The organism is Nonomuraea muscovyensis (assembly GCF_014207745.1).
GTDB classification, from domain to species: Bacteria; Actinomycetota; Actinomycetes; order Streptosporangiales; family Streptosporangiaceae; genus Nonomuraea; species Nonomuraea muscovyensis.
This window is the reverse complement of sequence record NZ_JACHJB010000005.1, coordinates 83,269-103,069: the sequence shown is the minus strand read 5'-3', so window position 1 is coordinate 103,069 and position 19,801 is coordinate 83,269. Positions and strand designations below refer to the sequence as shown.

The window sequence follows — 19,801 nt, the reverse complement described above, 5'->3', positions numbered from 1 at the left end:
GATCCTGCCCGCGGGCGGGCGGGGCCATCCGCGATCAGCCGTCCTCGCTCTCCTTGACCGGGGTCTGCTGGTGGAAGAGCAGCTTCCACTCCTCGCCGGCGCGCTCGTACACGCTGGTCATGTAGAGCTGGAAGGTGAAGTCGGCCTGGCTGAGCCGGACGACGGCGCGGTAGGTGATGAGCGCGGCGGCGTCGCCGAGCGGCAGCACCTTGACGTCCTCCAGCTTGTAGTCGTCGAACGGCGACTTGCTGGCGTCGATGTCGTCGGCCAGCTCCCAGCCGGTCTGCAGGCCGTCGGGCTCGACGCAGACCGTGCGGTCGGTGACCAACCGGCGGTAGAAGCCGCCGTCGCCGACGGAGATCGCGGCCCAGCCCTGCTCCTCCAGGGCGGTCAGTTCCTTGTCGAGACTCATCGTGTGCTCCTTTCGTGGCGGGTGCGCGTCAGGGGGTGGAGGGCCAGGGGGCCGGCAGGTCACAGGAGCGCAGCACCTGGGCGACCAGTTCGGCCTCCTGCGGCACCAGGTAGAAGTGGTCGCCGGCGAACACGCGCAGCTCGAACGAGCCGGTGGTGTGGTGCTTCCAGGCCGCCGCCTCGCCGGGCTCGACCTCGGGGTCGGCGTCGGAGACGCAGGCGCACACCGAGGTGCGGATCGGGGCGGTCGCGGCGGGACGGTAGGTCTCGATCAGCCGGTAGTCGGCCTCCAGGGTGGGCACCACGATCGCCCGCAGGGCGGGGTCGTCGAGCACCTCGTCGCTGGTGCCGCCGAGACGGCGCAGGTCGTCGAGCAGCGCCTGCTCGCCGCCCAGGTGGACGTCGGAGCGGCGCACCCGGTCGGGCGCCGGTCTTCCGGAGACGACCAGCCCGGCCAGCGGCCGGCCGAGGCGGCTCTCGAGCCGCCTGGCGGTCTCGTGGGCGACGGCCGCGCCCATGCTGTGGCCGAACAGGGCGACCGGAACGCCGGCCAGCGGCTCCAGCGCGGCGGCGACGGGGCCGGCGAGGTCGTCCATGGTGGTGGCGTGGCCGTCGCCGATGCGGTCCTGGCGGCCGGGGTACTGCACGCCGTACAGCTCGATGCCGTGCGGCAGGCGGGCCGCCCAGGTGCGGAAGAAGCCGGCGGCGCCACCCGCGTGCGGGAAGCACACCAGGCGCAGCCTGGGGACGTCGTGCTCGCGCAACGGCCGCAGCCAGCGCTCGCGCGGCTCGGCCGTGGTGACGGTCATGCGGTCGCCTCCTCCGGTGCGTCCGGCTCCTCCTCGGCCACTTTCGTGGCGGCCTCCGACACGGCTTCCCGGACGGCTTCCCGGACGGCTTCCGGGACGGCTTTCGTGGCGGCGGCGCGCAGCGGCTCGGCGGGGAGCGGCCGGGGCGGCGGCCCGGTCAGCCGTTCGGGGAAGCCGAGCACCGCCGTCAGGTCCTGCCACACCCCGCTGACCGCGAGATAGTACTGTCCGTCACGCATCGTGTCCATTCCATCACGGACAGCCTTCCAGGTGGTGGAGATGGCGCGGTGGGCGCCGTCGGGCCACATCCGGGCGAGGATCTCCCGGTACGGCGGAGCCTCGGCCGGCCCGAGCGGGGCGCACGCCGGGAAGTCGAGGTGCGCGTCGGCGGCGTCGTGCAGCCGGGTGGCGTTCCGGGCCCGGGCGGGCAGGTGCGGGCGGGGCGACCACAGGACGGGGCCGTGCGGGTCCTGCAGGGTCAGGGTGCCGCCCTCGGCGCCGATCGTGATGCGGTGCAGCAGGTGGGCGTGGTTGTCGGGGTCGGCGGGGTGGAGCTGGTTCTGCACGCGCAGGGTCACGGGCACACCCGCGATCACGCCCTCCAGGGTGCGGAACGGCGTACGCGGCCCGTCCGTCGTGCCGCACGCGGCGAACCCGTACGGTCTGAGCCCGCCGAGCGCCCGGCCCAGGACGTCCACCAGGTGGTAGGCGACCTGGATGCCGCAGGCGGCCTCCACCCACAGCGGCTCCTGCTCCTCGCGCAGCGCCCGGGCGGCGGCCACGAACCTGCGCACCGGCGGCAGATGCACGTAGTGGGTGTTCACCTGGAACGCCACCTTCTGACGGCGAGCGGCGCGCAGGGAGCCGGCCAGCTCGTCGCGCAGCAGCGGCCCCTCCTGCAACACGGGCACGCCGCGGGCCATCAGCTCGGCAGCGACGGCGCTGCCCGGGCCGCCGTTGACGTCGCCGAGCAGCACGACGCAGGCCAGGTCCACGCCGTCCGGCACCTGCTCCACCCGCGTGTACAGCGGCACGCCCGCCTCGGCGGCGCAGGCCCGCGACCGCTCCCCGCCCTTGGCGAGGATCCCGACCGGCTCGAAGGCCGACCGGGGATCGGTCAACGCCGCCAGATGCACCCGGCCGAAGCCGGTACCGCAGACCAGGACGCGGGGCCGTCCCCTCACAGCACTCCCTCCTCCACACCAGCGCCCACCCCGGCCGAGTCGCCACTGACCGCGGCAGCCGTCCGGGCCTGGCCCGACCCGGTCGCACCGGGGCCGGTCCCGACGGGGTCAGTCTCGGCGCGATCGCGGCCGCTCTGGGCGCGGTCACCCTCGGCGAGGTGGCTCTGGACACGGTCGTCTTCGGCGAGGTCGATCGTCAGGCGGGTCAGGGACGGGTCGGCGGACAGCCGCCGGAACACGTCCTCCGGGCTCAGCACGTCGGCCGCCTCGTGCACGCCCCCGGGTACCTGGCCGCGTAGCACGGCCACCGTCGCGGCGGCGGCCACGGCGGCGCTCAGCTCGTGGCTCTGCCCGGTGCGCACCACCAGCGTCCGGCCACCACCGTCGCCGGTCATCTCGAAGACCATCTGGAAGTACGGCTCACGCCCGAACGCCTCCAGCCTGGAGGCGCGCACCAGCGCCTCCGCCGCCCGCTCCGGCTCGGCGTCCCCGGCACGGGCGAGCGCGTCGAGGGTGCGTTCCCCGTCGAACACGGTCCACCACTCCACCTCGGCGATGCGCAGCGCCCGAGCCAGCCGCCCGGTCTCGGCAGCGAGGTACGGGTACGCGCTGACGCGACCGGACCAGCCCGGCAGCCGCACGCCACGAACCGGCCGCAACGCCCCTCGCACCGGCCGGTGCCCCCGCCAGGCCGCGAGCGCTGTGCCGTAGCCGCCGGCCAGGGAGGCGACGTAGTCACGAGCCGCGGCAGGCGTGAACGGGTCCAACCCACCCACGTACGCGACGAGCCGCTCCACCCGGCGGAACCCGGCAGCGAGGTACCTCGGCAACAAGGCCGACAGCCCGGGCATCATCCCGGCCCCCAACACCACCGCAGCATCCCCGCCCACCCCTCCACGTCCCCACGGCGCAGACTCGCGGGCCGGCCCCGTCAGGCCGGGCGCGGCCACCTGGTGGGACGAGCCCGTCAAGCCGGCCTCGCAAGACGAGACCGTCTCCCCAGGCGAGGCGACGCCGTGGGGCGAAGCGGCCTCGCCGTACAGGGCGGCCTCGAAGTGCGGGGCTGTTACGCCGGACGGGGCAGTCTCCCCGTACAGAGCAGCCTCGCCGGACGGGGCAGTCTCCCCGTACAGAGCAGCCTCGCCGGGCTGGACGGCGCCGCCAGGCGGGGCGGCCTCGAAGTGCGGGGCTGTTACGCCGGACGGGGTGATGGGGGTGTTGTCGCCGGACGGGGTCGTGGGGGCGGTGGTCGTGGGGGCGGTGTCGGGGGTTGGGGTGGCCGGGGGGCGTGGCCGGGTCGCGATGGTCTGAAGCAGGGTGCGGTCGATGTGGTCGCCGGCGACGTCCACGTAGGCGGCGCCGGCGGCGAGTGCGGCGCGCGCGACGGTGTCGAGGATGCGGGAGGAGGGGCCCGCGCAGTTGACGACGATCCGGCAGCCGGCGCAGAACGCCGCCAGCGCTCCCGCGTCCTCCACGTCGACCCGCACCGCCTCAACCCCCGACGCCTCGGCCCGCACCGCCTCGGCCCCCGCCGTCTCGGCCCGTACCGTCTCGGCCCGCGCCTCCTCGGCCCGCGCCTCCTCGACCCGCACAGCTTCGGCGATCTGGGTACCGTCACCGGAGGTGACCGCTTCGTTCCCCGACCCGCTGTCGCCACCGGTAGCGGCCACGCCAAGCACGCCCGTCGGGCCCGGCGGAGTGGCGGGCGGCGAGGACGCCACGGCCCGGACGCGGGTGAGGTCGCGGCCGCCCAGGCGGAGAGGGCCGATGCCGTCCTCGCGCAGGCGGCGCACCAGCGCGCGGCCGACCGCGCCGGTGCAGCCGAGCACCCCGACAGGGGCGGCGCCTGTGACAGCGTGGCCGAGCGCACCGACAGGGGCGGCGCCCGCGCCGGTGTGGCCGGGGGCTCCGGCGGGGAGCGGGACGGGGCGTGGGGTGGGGGAGGTCATCGGCTCTCCCCGAGGGGGGTCAGGAGCATGGCGACCTCGTCCACGTGCGGGGGTTGCAGGCAGGTGAAGTGGTCGCCCGGGATGTCGGCCACGGCCAGCTCGCCCAGGCACAGCTCGCGCCAGAAGCCCGTCATGTCGTCGCGCAGCCACGGCAGGAAGCCGGTGTCGCCGAGCTGCCGCAGGAACGTGATGTCCCCCGCGTACGGCTCGGGCCGGTGGGTGCCGACGGCGGCGAGGCTGTGCCGGACGACCTGGTAGAGGGAGGTGACGTGCCGCTCGACGTCGGCGTCGGCGTGGGCCGTGGCGGCGGCCCGCCCGATGGCGGCCAGCCGTTCGGCCTGCGGGCGGGCGGCCAGGCGGCCGAAGGCGTCGGACTCGGCGGCGAGCCGGCCGGCGGGCACCCGTTCGGGGTCCTCGGCGAGCAGCCGCTCGAACAGCCGCGACATCGCCTCCTCGTCCGCCAGGTGGCCGGCGGCGGCCGGGTCGACGCCCATGACGCGGGCGAAGACGTACTCGGCGACCAGGTCGTCGTCGATGACGCGCGGCAGCGTGTAGCTGCTGATCACCGTCAGGTTCTGCACGTGCGCGCCCGCCTCGGTGAGCTGCCGGGCGACCTCCGTCGCGAGCAGGCCGCCCATGCAGTAGCCGACGACGTGGAACCCGGTGGCACCGGTGTCGAGGAGGGTGCGGGCGTAGCGGGCGGCGCGCCGTTCGATGAGGCCGCGCGGGTCCTCGGCGAGGTAGGCGTCGACCTCGGTGACGGCGAGGCCGGCGAGCCGGTCGCCCTTGTCGGCGAGGCGGCGGGCGAGCGCCCGGTACGGGCTGAGCGTGCCGCTGCCCTCGTGGACGAGCACGCGCAGCGTCCCGGCGCCGGCCGGCTCGCCGCCGAGGGGCACCAGCGGGGAGCTTTCGGGCCGGCCGCCGTCGTCGTCAGGCCGGGCGCCGCGGCGCAGCTCGTCGGCGAGGGCGGCCACGGTGGGCCGGTGCAGGATGTGGCGGACCAGGTCGTCCCAGAACACCTCGCGCGCCTCGGGCACCTGCTCGCGCAGTACGGCGGCGAGCTTGGCCACGACGAGGGAGTCGCCGCCGAGGTCGAAGAAGTCGTCGTCCCGGTTCACCCGCGGCAGGTGCAGCACCTCGGCCCAGACGGCGGCGAGGCGGCGTTCGAGGTCGTCGCGGGGCGGGCCGCCGGCGGAGGCGCGACCGGCGGCGGCGCGGGGCAGCAGCCCGCGCAGGGCGGCCGTGTCCACCTTGCCGTTGGGGGTGAGCGGCAGCGCGTCGACGACCTGCAGGTGGGCGGGGATCATGTACTCGGGCAGCCGGGCCGCCAGGTGCCCGGCCAGGCCGGCCACGTCGAGGCGGGCCCGGTCGGCCTTGAAACGGGCGGCGAAGACGTTCTGGCCGAGCGGCCCGGTCACGTCGCCGTCGCCGGGCAGGCAGACGGTGGCGTCGGCGCCGGCCTCGCGCAGCAGCCCGAGCCACTGCTCCCGGTCCAGGAAGGTCTGGTCGAGGCCGCGGCGCAGGTCCTCGTAGTCCCAGGTGGCGGGGTCCTTGCCGGGCATCATGAACTCCATCGAGGTCATGATCTGGTAGCTGTCCTTGGTGGTCTCGATGAAGACGAGCCAGCCGCCCGGCCGCAGCATCTCGGTGAGGCGTCGCAGGACCCGGCCGGCGTGGCGGGAGTTGTGCAGCACGTTCGCGCACAGGATGACGTCGAAGTCGTTGGGGGCGTAGCCCTGCTCGCGGTAGTCCTCGTTGATGTCGAACAGGCCGTAGCGGACCCACGGGCGGGCGCCGAAGCGTTCGCGCGCCTCGTTGATGAAGAACGGCGAGACGTCGGTGAAGAGGTAGTCGACGTCGTGGCCGTCGAGCGCGGGGATGGTCTGGGCGCTGGTGCCGCCGACGCCGGCTCCCGCCTCCAGCACCCGGAGCGTGCCCGGGTGGCGGCCGGCGATCTGGCGCAGCAGCTCGACGGCGGCGTGGTTGACGTAGCGGCTGATGATGTTCTCGCGGTAGGCGGCTTCGGAGATCTCCAGCCGGCCTTCGGGGAACAGCAGCGGCAGCGGGTCGAGCTCGTCGCGCAGCAGCTCGGGCAGGCGGTCGGTGCTGTCCCTGAAGTAGCCGATCAGCTCGGCCGGGTAGCTGTCCTCCCGTTGCAGTTCGTCCACGGACCGCCAGGCCGCCGCCAGGTCTTCGGCGCCGACGGCCCGTACGGCATGCCACCGTTCCCCGTGGCGTTCGAGCAGCCCTTCGCGTTCCAGGACGCGCAGCCAGCGGCGGACGAGGCGGTGGTGGCGGGGCGCGGCGCCGGTCGCGGCGAGCACCTCCTCGGCGCCGGCCGCGGCGCCCGGCTCGGTGAACAGCCCCTGCCGGACGAGCGCCTGCGCCATGCCGAGCACGGCGGCGCGGTCGAGCCGGGCGATGAACTCCATGAGCTCGGCGCGGTCGATGTGGGCGGTGCACGGGTCCGCCGCGGCGGCGGCCGCAGCCCTCAGTTCAGCGGCGTCCGCCGCCCTCCGCTCCGCGACCGGCCGTCCCCCTTCGCCATCGCCGTCGCCGTCGCCGGCGGCGGCGGCGGCGGCGCCAGCGGCGGCGCCGGCGGCGGCGGCACCGGCCGCGGTGCGGGCGGGTTCGGCGAACGCGGCCAGGCGGCGGTCCAAACCGTCGCCGTCCACCAGGACGTGCGCGGCGGCCACCGACGGATGTGCCTGGACGGCGGCCTCGACCTCGGCCAGCTCGATCCGGTGCCCGCGGATCTTGACCTGCCGGTCCTCGCGGCCGAGGAACTCGATGACCCCGCCGTCGCGGTAGCGGCCGAGGTCGCCGGTCCGGTAGAGCCGCTCCCCCGTCTCGGGGTGGCGGATGAAGCGTTCGGCGGTCTTCTGCTCGTCGCCGAGGTAGCCGAGCGCCAGCCCCGCGCCGGCGATGTACAGCTCGCCGGGCACCCAGTCGGGCCGGGGCCGCAGCTCGTGGTCGAGGACGTGGAACGCCTGGTTGGCGAGGGGCTTGCCGTACGGGACGCTGGACCAGCCGGGCAGCGGGTCACCGATGGGGTGGTGGATGGACCAGATGGCCGCCTCGGTGGCGCCGCCGAGGCTGACGAGCTCCAGCGCGGGCAGGTGGGCGCGGACGCGGCCGGGCAGCGCGACGGGGATCCAGTCGCCGCTGAGCAGCGCCAGCCGCAGCGACGGCAGGCCGGTGCCGGGGTGGGCGCCGAGGTAGTGTTCCAGCATCTGGAGCTGGGCGGGGACGGAGTTCCACACGGTGACGCCGTGCTCGGCGACGAGCCGCGCCCAGTGGGCGGGGTCCCCGCGGCGGCCGGCGTCGGGCAGCACCAGGGCGCCGCCCACGGCCAGCGGGCCGAAGATGTCGTAGACCGACAGGTCGAAGCCGAGGCCGGCCAGGCCGAGCACGCGGTCGCCGGCGGTGACGGCGAAGCGGCCGTTGACGTCGGCGACGGTGTTGAGCGCGGCGGCGTGCGAGATCATCACGCCCTTGGGCGTGCCGGTGGAGCCTGAGGTGTAGATGACGTACGCGAGGTCACCGGGCCGGACCCTGGAGACGGGCGGCGTGGAGACGGGCGGTGGGGAGACGGGCGGCGGGGTGCCCGCGGGGTCGAGGGTGTCGACGTCGATGAGTTCCACGCCGGGCGGGCGTTCGGCGATCCACGACTGGGTGAGCACCTGGGCGGCTCCGGCGTCGGCGAGGATGCGTTCGCGCCGGGCCGGCGGCTGGCCGGTGTCGACCGGCAGGTAGGCGGCTCCGGCCAGGAGGGTGCCGAGCGCGGCGACGACCTGTTCCCAGCCCTTGTCCATGAGGATCGCCACGCGCGTGCCGGGGCGCAGCCGTGCGGCGACCGCGCGGGCCCGGGCCAGCAGGTCGCCGTAGGTGAGGGTGCGGTCGCCGGTCACGACGGCGGGCCGGTCCGGGGTACGGCGGGCCTGCGCGACGACGGGGTCGTGCAGCAGGCCGGTGGGGAGCGGGGCGGCGGTGGCGTTGGCGCGTTCGCGACGTGCGGTCTGCGCGGCGGGCAGCCGTACCGGGTCCGGGGCGGCCCAGGCGGCATCGGAGCGGGCCAGGTCGAGCAGGAGGCCGCGCAGCGCGCCGAAGGCGTCCTCGGCGACGCCGTCGGGCAGGACGCCGTCGCGGACGTCCCACCGGACGTGCAGGGTGCCGCCCTCCACGAGGGCCTGGCAGTCGATCCACACCTGCGGGGTCTGGCTCCTGCCGTACACCACCTCGGCCGGGCCGTCGGCGCCGGCCGGGTCGTCGCCGACGCCGACGGTGCTGGTGAAGACGACGGGCATGAGGGCGGCGCCCCTGCCGCGGCGGCGGGCGATCTCGCGCATCAGCTCGACCCCGGTGTACAGGCGGTGGTCGAGGTCCTCCCACAGGCGACTCTGCACGGCGGCGGCGCGCCCGGCGAAGGTGGCCGCGGCGGTGGTGTCGACGGCGAGCAGGCTGACGGTGGTGAAGTCGCCCACCAGGTCCGCGGCCTGCGGGTGCAGGGGACGGCGGTTGAGCAGCGTGAGGTTGAGCGTGAAGGCGGGCTGGCGGCTCCAGCGGCCGATGACCTCCGCGAACGCGGTGAGGACGGCCGTGGACGGGGTCACCCCGTGGGCGGCGGCCCGGCCGCGCAGGCCGTCCCACTGGTCGGGGGTGAGCGTGACCTGGTGACGGGTGAAGCGCGTGCCGGCCCTGGTGGCGGCCTGCTCGGTGATCGGGAGTTCGGGCGGGCCGGGCAGGTCGTCGGCGCGCGACTCCCAGTAGTCGCGGTCGCGCTCGTAGGCGAGGCCGTCGCGTTCGCGGCGGGCGGCGAGCAGGTAGTCGCGGAAGGTGATCTCCAGCGGGGGCAGGGCGGCGGCCGGGTCGCGGTAGAGCCGTTCCAGTTCGGTGAGCAGGAGCCGGATGCTGAGGTAGTCGGCGATGAGGAAGTCGACGGACACGTGCAGCAGGTCGCGGTTCCCGGTGCGGGTGATGCGCAGCTCGAACAGCGGCCAGTCGTCCGGGTCGTAGACGCGGTGGTCCATCTCGGCGCGGGTGCGCTCGACGTGTGCCGCCACGTCGGCGGCGGGCCGGTCGCGTAAGTCGGCCACCTGGACGCGGTAGTGCGGCACCTGCGGGCTGACCTGCTGGTAGCCGCCCTCGGTGTGGACGGTGGCGCGCAGCATGTCGTGGCGGTGGACGAGCTGGTTCCAGGCCTGTTCGAGGCGGGCGGGGTCGAGGTCGGCGAAGGCGAGTTCGGCGTAGACCTGGCAGGCGGTGCCGCCGTAGTCGAAGGCGTCCCTACGGCCCAGCAGGTAGGCGGCCTGCACGTCGGTGAGAGGGAACGACTCGTGGCGTCCGGCGGGGTCGTGGACGGCCGGGGCCGGTTCGCGGCGGGTGAGGTGGTCGAGCAGGGCGGCCTTGTGCTCGGCCAGCAGCGCGCGTCGCTCGTCGGTGAGCACGCCCTGGGGTGCGCGGTAGCGGAGCCGTCCGGACTCCTCCCACAGGTGGACGCCCAGGCGCTCGAGTTCCGCGGCGAGCCGGCCGGCGTTCATACGGTCCCCTCCTCGAAGTCGGTCGCGGTCCGCCGCTGGTCGATCAGGGCGGCGTGTTCGGCGATGGTCGGTCCGGCGAAGAGCTCCCGGAGCGGGAGTTCGACGCCGAACTCGGTGCGGATCTCCTCGGCCAGGCGGGCGGCCAGGATGCTGTCGCCGCCGAGGGTGACGAAGTTCTGGTGCCTGCCGACCTCGGGCACGACGAGCAGGTCGCGCCAGATGCGGGCGAGGGTCCGCTCGGTGTCGCCGTCGGGCGGGGCGTCCGCGGTGGTGTCGTCCTGTCCGGCCAGGCGGGCGAGGGCGGCGCGGTCGATCTTGCCGTTGAGGGTGAGCGGGAGGCCGGCGACCAGGCGGAGGGTCGACGGCACGGCGTAGGACGGCAGCCGGTCGGTCAGCCAGGCGCGCAACTCGTCCAGGCTCGGAGCGTCCCCGGCCGGGACGGCCAGGGCCGCCAGACGGCGGGCGGCTCCCCCGACGACAGTGGCCACGGCCTGACTGACGGCCGGATGAGCGAGCAGAGCGGCCTCCACCTCGCCCAGCTCGATCCGATGACCGCGCACCTTGACCTGGTGATCCACCCGGCCCAGGAACTCCAACGTCCCATCCGGCCAGTACCGGCCCAGATCACCGGTCCGATACCAGCGCAGACCGTCCCGCTCCACGAACCTGGCCGCCGTCGTCTCCGGATCACCCCGATACCCCAGCGCCACCCCCACACCGCCGATCCACAACTCACCGGCCACCCAGTCGGGACAGTCCCGGCCCCGGCCGTCCACCACCCGGAAACACTGGTTCGTCAACGGCCGCCCATACGGCACCGACACCCACTCGGCCGGCACCTTCTCGGGGACGGAACAGAAGTTGGACCAGATGGCGGCCTCGGTCGCGCCGCCGAGGGCGACCAGGCGACAGCCGGGCGCGTGCTCGGCCAGCCGCCCGGAGAGGTCGAGCCCGACCCAGTCGCCGGAGACCATGGCCAGGCGCAGGCCGGTGAGCGCTCCGGGCGGGCTCGCCGTGAGGAGCATGTCGAGCAGGGCGGGCACCGTGTTCCACACGCTCACCCCATGCTCGGCCACCAACTCGGCCCACCGATACGCCTCCCGCCGCTCCTCCTCACCGACCAGCACCACCCCACCACCGACCGACAACAACCCGAACACATCCCACACCGACAGATCGAAGTCCAACGCCGACACCGCCAGCACCCGATCCCCCGCACCCACCCCGAACCGCGCATTCACATCCACCACCGTGTTCAACGCCGCCCGATGCGACACCTCCACACCCTTCGGCTCCCCCGTCGAACCCGACGTGAAGATCACATAAGCCGCCTGCTCCGGCCGCACACCCACCGGCCCGGACAACGGCTCACCCTCACACACCCCCTCCAACACCAACCGCACCCCCGCACGGCGAAGAATCCGCTCCCGACGAACCCCCGGCTGATCAACCCCCACCGGCACATACACCCCACCAGCAGCCAACACCCCCAACACCGCCACCACCTGATCCACACCCTTCGGCAGCGACACCCCCACCGCATCCCCCGGCCCCACACCCCGCCCACGCAGGAACCCCGCCACCCGCAACGCCCGACCAGCCAACTCCCCATACGACACCGACACCCCATCGCCGACCAGCGCCACCCGCCCCGGCTCACGCCCCGCCACCGCGAAGAACCCCCCATGCAGCACCCCCTCCGGCACCGGACCAGCCGTGTCGTTCACCCCGGCCCGCACGACGAGCTGCTCGGCGGGGACGAGGGAGGGCGTCTCACGGTCCCAGTCGCCGGTGGAGAGCCACTCCAGCAGCCGGGCGAAGGCGGCGAACATACCGTCGAGCACGCCCGGCGCGAACAGCTCCTCCACCGCGTCCCAGTTGAACAGCAGCCCGCCGCCGGACTCCACCACCTGGTGGTCCAGCCACACCTGCGGCGTCTGGGAGACGCCCCACACGGGCTCGGCGAACATCCGGCCGGTACTCGCGCCGTCCTCGCCGGTGACGCCGAGGGTGCTGGTGAAGACGACCGGCATGGTCACCTCGGCGGAGCCGGTCTGCCTGGCCAGCTCGCGCATCACCCGGATGGCGGAGACCTCGCTGTGCTCCAAGTCGCGGACGACCTGCTGTTGCAGGCGGCGGGCGTTGGCCAGCCACGTGTCACCGGGCTCCGGCTGGTAGGCGACCAGCAGCAGCGAGGTGAAGTCGCCGAGGACCGCGTCGATGTCGGGGTGGACCTCCCGCCGGTCGAACAGGGTGAGGTTGATCGTCAGGTCCTGGCGGGCGCTCCACGCGCCGAGCACCTCGGCGAACGCGGTGGCGAGCACCGTGGACGGGGTGAGGCCGCAGGCGCGCGCGGTCTCCTTGATCCTGGCCCACTGCCCGGGTGACAGTCGGGCCTGGCGGCGCGCGAAGCGGGGGCGGCCGATCCGGGCCGGGTCGGCGGCGAGCGGAAGCTGCGGGGCCGGTGGCAGGTCGGCGACCCGCTGCGACCAGTAGGTCTCCGCGCGGCGCAGCGCCTCCGGGTCCGGCTCGACGGTGAGCACGTAGTCGCGGAACGACATGCCGATCGGGGGCAGCTCGGCGGCCGGGTCCGCGTACAGGATCTCCAGCTCCCGCAGCAGGGTCATGGTGCTGAGCGCGTCGAGGACGATGTTGTCGAAGCTGACGCCGAGGCGGGTGCGGTCCTCGCCGTACCGGACGGCGCGCACGTCGAACAGCGGCCAACGGGTGGCGTCGAGGACCTGGTGCGACATGGCGTCGCGCAGGCCGGCGAGAGCCCGGTCGGCGTCGTCGTCGTCGGCGTCCACGACGGGGATGGCCAGGCGCGGCACCCGCGGCAGGATGCGCTGGCGGCCGTCGGGCAGGAACTCGGCGCGCAGCATCTCGTGCCGCGCGATGAGCCGGTTCCACGCCTCTTCCAGGCGGGCGAGGTCCAGCCCGGTCAGGTCGTACTCGGTGTAGAAGTGGCAGCCGACACCGCCCAGGGCGAAGTCGTCGGTCCGGCCCACCCAGTAGGCGCGCTGCACGTCGGTCGGGGGGAACGGGTCGTGCCGGTGCTCGGGGTCGGCCCGGAGAGCGGGCCGGGGGGCGGACCGTCCGCTCTCGGCGGCCGGATCGCCGTGGCGCAGGGTCGCGGCGAAGTCGGCGAGGCCGGGCCGCTCGAACAGGTGGGACAGTTCGGCGCCCGCGACGCCGGCCGCGCGCAGCCGGGTGATGAGCCGGGTGGCGAGCAGGCTGTCTCCGCCGAGGGCGAAGAAGTCGTGGTCGCGCCCGACGGCGTCCACGCCGAGGAGCTCGCGCCACAGGCCGGCGACGGTGCTCTCCAGCCCTTCGCGTGGCGGGTCGAGGCGTTCAATCCGGCCGGCGGCGTGCTCACCCGCGATGCGGGTGACGGCCGCGCGGTCGATCTTGCCGTTGGGGGTGAGCGGGACGTCCGGCCGCAGCGCGACGTGCTCGGGCACCATGTACGGCGGCAGCCGGTCGGTCAGCCAGGCGCGCAACTCGTCCAGGCGCGGAGCGTCCCCGGCCGGGACGGCCAGGGCCGCCAGACGGCGGGCGGCTCCCCCGACGACAGTGGCCACGGCCTGACTGACGGCCGGATGAGCGAGCAGAGCGGCCTCCACCTCGCCCAGCTCGATCCGATGACCGCGCACCTTGACCTGGTGATCCACCCGGCCCAGGAACTCCAACGTCCCATCCGGCCAGTACCGGCCCAGATCACCGGTCCGATACCAGCGCAGACCGTCCCGCTCCACGAACCTGGCCGCCGTCGTCTCCGGATCACCCCGATACCCCAGCGCCACCCCCACACCGCCGATCCACAACTCACCGGCCACCCAGTCGGGACAGTCCCGGCCCCGGCCGTCCACCACCCGGAAACACTGGTTCGTCAACGGCCGCCCATACGGCACCGACACCCACTCGGCCGGCACCTTCTCGGGGACGGAACAGAAGTTGGACCAGATGGCGGCCTCGGTCGCGCCGCCGAGGGCGACCAGGCGACAGCCGGGCGCGTGCTCGGCCAGCCGCCCGGAGAGGTCGAGCCCGACCCAGTCGCCGGAGACCATGGCCAGGCGCAGGCCGGTGAGCGCTCCGGGCGGGCTCGCCGTGAGGAGCATGTCGAGCAGGGCGGGCACCGTGTTCCACACGCTCACCCCATGCTCGGCCACCAACTCGGCCCACCGATACGCCTCCCGCCGCTCCTCCTCACCGACCAGCACCACCCCACCACCGACCGACAACAACCCGAACACATCCCACACCGACAGATCGAAGTCCAACGCCGACACCGCCAGCACCCGATCCCCCGCACCCACCCCGAACCGCGCATTCACATCCACCACCGTGTTCAACGCCGCCCGATGCGACACCTCCACACCCTTCGGCTCCCCCGTCGAACCCGACGTGAAGATCACATAAGCCGCCTGCTCCGGCCGCACACCCACCGGCCCGGACAACGGCTCACCCTCACACACCCCCTCCAACACCAACCGCACCCCCGCACGGCGAAGAATCCGCTCCCGACGAACCCCCGGCTGATCAACCCCCACCGGCACATACACCCCACCAGCAGCCAACACCCCCAACACCGCCACCACCTGATCCACACCCTTCGGCAGCGACACCCCCACCGCATCCCCCGGCCCCACACCCCGCCCACGCAGGAACCCCGCCACCCGCAACGCCCGACCAGCCAACTCCCCATACGACACCGACACCCCATCGCCGACCAGCGCCACCCGCCCCGGCTCACGCCCCGCCACCGCGAAGAACCCCCCATGCAGCACCCCCTCCGGCACCGGACCAGCCGTGTCGTTCACCCCGGCCCGCACGACGAGCTGCTCGCCCGGCAGCAGGCTCGGCGGCGCGGCGTCCCAGTCGTGCTCGACCATCCAGTCCAGCAACCGCGCGAAGGCCCCGGCCATCCCGTCGAGCACGCCCGGCGCGAACAGCTCCTCCACCGCGTCCCAGTTGAACAGCAGCCCCCCGTCCACCTCCACCACCTGGTGGTCCAGCCACACCTGCGGCGTCTGCGAGAGCATCCAGCCGAGCCTGCCCAGGTGCCGCTGCACCTCGGCCCCGACCAGGTCACCCATGCCGAACGCGCTGGTGAACACCACGGGAGCCGTCACCTGGTCGGCGCGGCCGCCCCGGTTGAGGTCGCGCAGCACCTCGACCCCGGAGTACGCCGAGTGCGCCGCGTCGGCCTGGAACCGGCTCTGCAGGGCGGCGGCCCGCCCGGCGAACGACGCCGGCTCGGTGAGGTCCACCTCCAGCAGGATGAGGTCGGTGAAGTCGGCCACCATGCGCGGCACGTCGGGGTGGAGCGTCTGCCGGTCGAACAGCGGCATGTTCAGCAGGAACCGGGGCGACTCGCTCCAGGTCCCGATCACCTCGGCCAGGGCCGTCGCGAGGGCCATCGGCAGGGTCACGCCGTGGGCGCGGGCCCGTTCGGCCAGGCGGCGGCGCCGCTCGGGGCCGAGCCGGTGGTCGCGGCGCACGACGCGCACCCGGTCGAGGCGGTCCGGCTCGACGGCGAGCGGCAGCCGGGGCCCGCCGGGGAGGGTGGGCAGGCGCTCCGCCCAGTAGCGCCGGTCGGCCGCGCGCTCGTCCTCCTGGCGGCGATCCCGCTCGGCCAGGTAGGCGGGGAAGGTACAGCCGATCGGGAGCAGCGGCTCGTCCGGCGCGGCGTACAGGGCCGCGAGGTCGTCGAGGAGGATCTGGATGCTGCGGACGTCGGCGACGAGCAGGTCGATGTTGACGTGCAGCCGGTGGGCGCCGTCCGGCAGCAGCGACAGGGTCAGGTCGAGCACCTCGGCCCGGTCGATGTCGAGCCGCCGGTGCGACAGCCGCTCCCGCAGCCCGGCCAGCTGCGCGGCCACGTCCGGGGCCGCGCGGTCGCGCAGGTCGTGCACGGTGAGGCCCCGCCACGGGCTGCGCGGCAGGATCCGCTGGGCGCCGTCGTCGGTGAACCGGGTGCGCAGCAGCTCGTGCCGGTCGAACAGGGCGTGGACGGCGCGCTCCAGGGCGGCCGCGTCCACACCCGAGCCGTCGAACTCGACGTAGAAGTGGCAGCCGACGCCGCCGAGCACCTGCCCGTCGCGCCGGCCGAACCAGTAGGCGTGCTGGACCGGGGTGAGCGCGAACGGCGCGTCGCGGTCCACGGCCGGCAGCGGACCGGGGGCGGGGCTCGCGGCGCGGGACGAGAGCAGCCCGTGCCAGGCGGCCACGGTGGGCGTCTCGGCCAGGTCGGCGAACTTCACCCGGACGCCCTGCCGCTGCCAGTCGTTGGCGAGCTGCATGATGCGGATCGAGTCGACGCCGAGGCGGATCAGGTCGTCGTCCGGGTCCAGCTCCCGCTCGGGCAGGCCGACGAGCGCGGCGGCGGCCCGCCGCACCTCCTCCAGGGTGAACGCCGGCACGTCCGGAGCGGGCGCCTCTCCCCCGCGGGCGGGGGCCGCGGGGGCCGCCGGCGGCGCCGCGGGGGTCAGCGCGTCGGTGTGGACGACCTCCAGCCCGCCGCGCCGGTACGCCGTCACCAGCTCCGCCTCGGACCGGCCGTCCAGCGACCCGGGAGCGACGTACACCACGGTCTCCACGACCTGCCGGTGCGCGTCGATGACGGCCGCGCGCACGCGGTCCGCCGGCCAGGCGTCCGTGCCGGCCTCCACGAGCAACGTCGGCCCGTGCCCGTGGACGGGCCGCACGGCACGGCAGGGGCCGCCGGTCAGCCCGGTGACCGTGCGCTCCAGCTCATCGTGAAACGTCGCCGTTTCCCACATGTCGAACAAGCTGACACGACCGGCGACCGGCCCGCAAATGTGAAAGGCAATTCGTGGGCGGTCCGGCGGCCCGGCCGCCTGCCCATCCGGCGATAAAGTTTGCCTAACCTTATTACTCGACCGGTGCGGCGTATTCTGCGGCTCTTCGGTAAACGTACCCGTTCGGCCCGTTCGGGTCACCGGCGGCGAACTCGCGGGCACCTCTTTCGAGGTGCCCATCCGGGCACTTGCCCCTGTCCGGCAGGCCGCCTAGCTTGCCTCGGTAGCGCCGAGAAAGGGAGGCGAAGTGCCCCGCACGCTGCAGACCGTGGCCGGAGCCGACGAGGCCCGCGCGCTCGGCGACGAGTACGTCACCGCCGTCGGAAAGATCATCAACAGCCACGTGCGCAACGAGGCGGCGGGCGCGGCGGTCTTCGACGAGCCGTCCATCTCGCTCGCCCCGACTCCGCGCGAGAAATGGCTCGCGTGCCGCATGGCCATGGAGGAATACGGCCATCATTTGAAATTCAACAAACTCGCGGCACAGCTCGGCCTGGAGGATCCGCACACGCGCCCGCCGCTTTCCGTGTTCGATTACCAGGTGCGGAGCTGGACCGAATACGTCATGACGAAGGCGATCGTCGACCTGGCGGAGATCGTGCTGATGGAGGACCTGTGCGACTGCTCCTACCTGCCACTGCGCCGGCTGTGCCGGTCGCTGATGCCGGAGGAGCGCTTCCACGTCCGGTTCGGCGCCACGACGGCCGGGCGGCTGGCCGCCGACCCGGCCACCCGGGAGGAGGTGCGTGCGGCGGCGCACCGTCTCATCACGATGACGCTGCCGTTCTTCGGGCGCGGCGACTCCCCGAACAACGCGCTGTTCCGCAAGTGGGGGATCAAGCGGCTGACGAACGACGAGTGCCGCGCGGAGTTCGTCCGGCGCACCCGCGTCCTGCTCTGCGACGACCTGGGGCTCGACTACCCGGAGGTGGACCCGCGATGGCGCGGCACTACGAGCTGACCGCTCCCCCCGACGGCCTGGCCGCCGACCTCGGCCCCGGCGGCGAACGCGTGGAGCTGCTGCTGAAGGGCCTGACGCGCGTCGGCGAGCCGGCGCGGGGGGCGCTGCCGGCGCTCGCCGGCGCGCTGCCGGTGCGGGCGCTGTCACGGGTGCCGGCCTGCCTCATGGACCGCGTCGATCCCCGCTGGCTGGCCGGCCTGGAGCGGCGCCGCAACGACGCCCGCGCCGCCCTGCTGGCCGCCGGCCGGGACGCCCACCTCGAACTCGGCGAGCACGTCGCGATGCTGCTCGCCACCCCTCTGCTGGAACCCGCCGATCCGGACGACGCCGACGCCCGGGCCGCCTCGGGCGCGATCCTGTGGCTGGTCGGCACGCTCGTCGCGACCACGCTGGCCGGCGACGGGGACGACCTCCTCGCCATCCTGCTCGGGCAGGGCTGGTGGCCGGTCGGCCCGGTGGACGGCGCCTTCCTCGTCGCCCCCGTCGCCACCGCCCGCACGGGAGCCCGTACCGGTCCCGGCACGCAGGCCGGCACGCAGGCCGGCACGCAGGCCGGCACGCAGGCCGGCACGCAGGCCGGCACGCAGGCCGGCACGGGGGCCGGCCATGGCTGAACCACCCGCCACCGGCAACCTCGCCCGCCACCTCGACGAGCTGGCCGCCCGCGAGGGCTGGCGCGACCTGCCCGCCTTCCACACCCCCGGCCGGACCTGGAGCCACGGCGAGGTGCACGACCTCGCCGCCCGCGCCGCGTCCGTCCTCCTCGACCACGGCGCCCGGCCCGGCACGCGGACGCTCGTCGCGCTCGGCGACGGCATCGCGTGGGTGGCGGCGTTCCTGGCCGCCGCCCGGCTCGGCGTCACCGCCGTGCCCGTCAACCCCGGCCTCACGCCGGACGACCACGCCTTCATGGCCGCCGACTGCGCGGCGTCGCTCGTCGTCACCTGCGACGACGTCGCGGACCGCACCGCCGGGCGCTTCGCCGGGTCGCCCGTCCTGACCGGCGAGCGGCTGCTGCGCCTCGCCGAACGCGCCCCCCGCGCCCCGGCCGCGGACGTCTCCCCGGATGCCCCGCTGTACGCGCAGTACACCTCGGGCACCACCGGGGTCCCCAAGGCCGCGCTGCACCGCCACGCCGACCCGGCCCGCTACCACCGCGCAGCGGGGGTCGGCGTCGTCGGCGCGCGCCGCGACGACGTGACGCTGTCGGTGTCGAAGATGTTCTTCGCCTACGGGTTCGGCAACGCCCTCGTCTTCCCGCTGTTCTCCGGCTCGTCGGCCGTGCTGCTGCCGCACCGGCCCACGCCCGCCGACGTCGCCGAGGCGGTCGAGCGCTACGGCGTCACCCTGCTGTACGCGGTCCCGTCCGCCTACGCCAACCTGCTGGCCGAGTGCGCGCCCGGCGCGTTCGCCTCCGTACGGCTCGCAGTGTCGGCCGGGGAACCGCTGAACCCCGCCCTCGGCGCGAAGACCCGCGACCTGCTCGGCGCACCGGTGCTCGACCAGCTCGGCTCCACCGAGGTAGGCCACGCCTTCTGCTCCAACACCGCCGCCCGCGACGAACCGGGCACGATCGGCCGCCCGCTGCCCGGCTACGAGCTGGAGCTGCGCGGCGACGACGGCCGCCCGGTCCCCGAGGGCGAGGGTGAGCTGTGGGTGCGCGGCGCGTCCGTGCTGCCGGAGTACCTGCGCCGGCCCGAGGAGACGGCCCGCGCCCTGGCGGGCGGCTGGCTGCGCACCGGCGACCTGGCCGTACGCACCGCGGCGGGGGCGTACGTGCACCGGGGCAGGCGCGACGACCTGGAGATGGTGGGCGGCATCACGATGTCGCCGCTGGAGGTCGAGAAGGTGCTGGCCGAGCATCCCGAGGTGGCCGAGGTGGCCGTCGCGGCGGTCGCCGACGAGCGGGGCGCGCGCAAGCTGCGGGCGTTCGTGGTGCCCGCGGCGCCGGGCGTCGACGGGCGGCGGCTGGAGAGCGAGCTGATCGCGCTGGCCCGCCGCAGGCTGGCCCCGTACAAGGTGCCGCGCGGTGTCGAGCTGCGGCGCGCGCTGCCGCGCACCCCCACCGGCAAGCTGCGCCGCTTCGCCCTGCGCGACGGCGCGGCAGCCGGACCAGTCCGCTGACG

The 19,801-nt window shown here is 74.7% G+C and carries 9 protein-coding genes; 3 read left to right on the top strand and 6 right to left on the bottom strand.

Going from position 1 to position 19,801, the window contains the following annotated elements; genetic code table 11:
• Positions 1-34: 34 nt before the first annotated feature.
• The 6 genes from FHU36_RS42600 to FHU36_RS42575 are packed head-to-tail and all read right to left on the bottom strand — an operon-like array spanning position 35 to position 16,675.
• Positions 35-412 (bottom strand): nuclear transport factor 2 family protein, encoded by a 378-nt coding sequence (locus FHU36_RS42600; protein WP_185089845.1) that lies wholly within the window; start codon positions 410-412, stop codon positions 35-37.
• A 28-nt stretch (positions 413-440) separates the two neighbouring features.
• The gene (locus tag FHU36_RS42595) at positions 441-1,220 is read right to left on the bottom strand and encodes a thioesterase II family protein (protein WP_185089844.1); all 780 of its coding nucleotides are present in this window, start codon (positions 1,218-1,220) and stop codon (positions 441-443) included.
• Entirely contained in the window at positions 1,217-2,404 is a 1,188-nt protein-coding gene (locus FHU36_RS42590; RefSeq protein WP_185089843.1) for a Gfo/Idh/MocA family oxidoreductase, read from the bottom strand. The genes FHU36_RS42595 and FHU36_RS42590 overlap by 4 nt, the downstream gene beginning before the upstream one ends.
• Entirely contained in the window at positions 2,401-4,353 is a 1,953-nt protein-coding gene (locus tag FHU36_RS46700; protein WP_221497443.1) for a saccharopine dehydrogenase NADP-binding domain-containing protein, read from the bottom strand. Before FHU36_RS46700 ends, FHU36_RS42590 begins: the two co-directional genes overlap by 4 nt.
• The gene (locus FHU36_RS42580; RefSeq protein WP_185089842.1) at positions 4,350-9,893 is read right to left on the bottom strand and encodes a non-ribosomal peptide synthetase; all 5,544 of its coding nucleotides are present in this window, start codon (positions 9,891-9,893) and stop codon (positions 4,350-4,352) included. Before FHU36_RS42580 ends, FHU36_RS46700 begins: the two co-directional genes overlap by 4 nt.
• Positions 9,890-16,675, bottom strand: coding sequence for a non-ribosomal peptide synthetase (locus tag FHU36_RS42575; protein WP_185089841.1), 6,786 nt, complete (start codon positions 16,673-16,675; stop codon positions 9,890-9,892). The genes FHU36_RS42580 and FHU36_RS42575 overlap by 4 nt, the downstream gene beginning before the upstream one ends.
• Positions 16,676-16,961: 286 nt before the next feature.
• Here FHU36_RS42575 and FHU36_RS42570 point away from each other — a divergent pair, with 286 nt between their 5' ends.
• Genes FHU36_RS42570 through FHU36_RS42560 form a run of 3 tightly spaced genes read left to right on the top strand, consistent with a single transcriptional unit; the run spans position 16,962 to position 19,799 of the window.
• Positions 16,962-17,675 carry a Phenylacetic acid catabolic protein gene (locus FHU36_RS42570; RefSeq protein WP_312892231.1) on the top strand — a complete coding sequence of 238 codons (714 nt, stop codon included), beginning with the start codon at positions 16,962-16,964 and terminating at the stop codon, positions 17,673-17,675.
• Positions 17,654-18,289 carry a hypothetical protein gene (locus FHU36_RS42565; RefSeq protein ID WP_185089840.1) on the top strand — a complete coding sequence of 212 codons (636 nt, stop codon included), beginning with the start codon at positions 17,654-17,656 and terminating at the stop codon, positions 18,287-18,289. Before FHU36_RS42570 ends, FHU36_RS42565 begins: the two co-directional genes overlap by 22 nt.
• Complete coding sequence (locus tag FHU36_RS42560) at positions 18,282-19,799, top strand: AMP-binding protein (protein WP_185089839.1); 1,518 nt, start codon at positions 18,282-18,284, stop codon at positions 19,797-19,799. The genes FHU36_RS42565 and FHU36_RS42560 overlap by 8 nt, the downstream gene beginning before the upstream one ends.
• The last annotated feature ends 2 nt before the right edge of the window (positions 19,800-19,801 follow it).

Bases quoted from the DNA above. Each gene is read 5' to 3' on its own strand.
- FHU36_RS42600 (WP_185089845.1), bottom strand. From the start codon at position 412: ATGAGTCTCGACAAGGAACTGACCGCCCTGGAGGAGCAGGGCTGGGCC.
- FHU36_RS42595 (WP_185089844.1), bottom strand. From the start codon at position 1,220: ATGACCGTCACCACGGCCGAGCCGCGCGAGCGCTGGCTGCGGCCGTTG.
- FHU36_RS46700 (WP_221497443.1), bottom strand. From the start codon at position 4,353: ATGACCTCCCCCACCCCACGCCCCGTCCCGCTCCCCGCCGGAGCCCCC.
- FHU36_RS42580 (WP_185089842.1), bottom strand. From the start codon at position 9,893: ATGAACGCCGGCCGGCTCGCCGCGGAACTCGAGCGCCTGGGCGTCCAC.
- FHU36_RS42575 (WP_185089841.1), bottom strand. From the start codon at position 16,675: ATGTGGGAAACGGCGACGTTTCACGATGAGCTGGAGCGCACGGTCACC.
- FHU36_RS42565 (WP_185089840.1), top strand. From the start codon at position 17,654: ATGGCGCGGCACTACGAGCTGACCGCTCCCCCCGACGGCCTGGCCGCC.
- FHU36_RS42560 (WP_185089839.1), top strand. From the start codon at position 18,282: ATGGCTGAACCACCCGCCACCGGCAACCTCGCCCGCCACCTCGACGAG.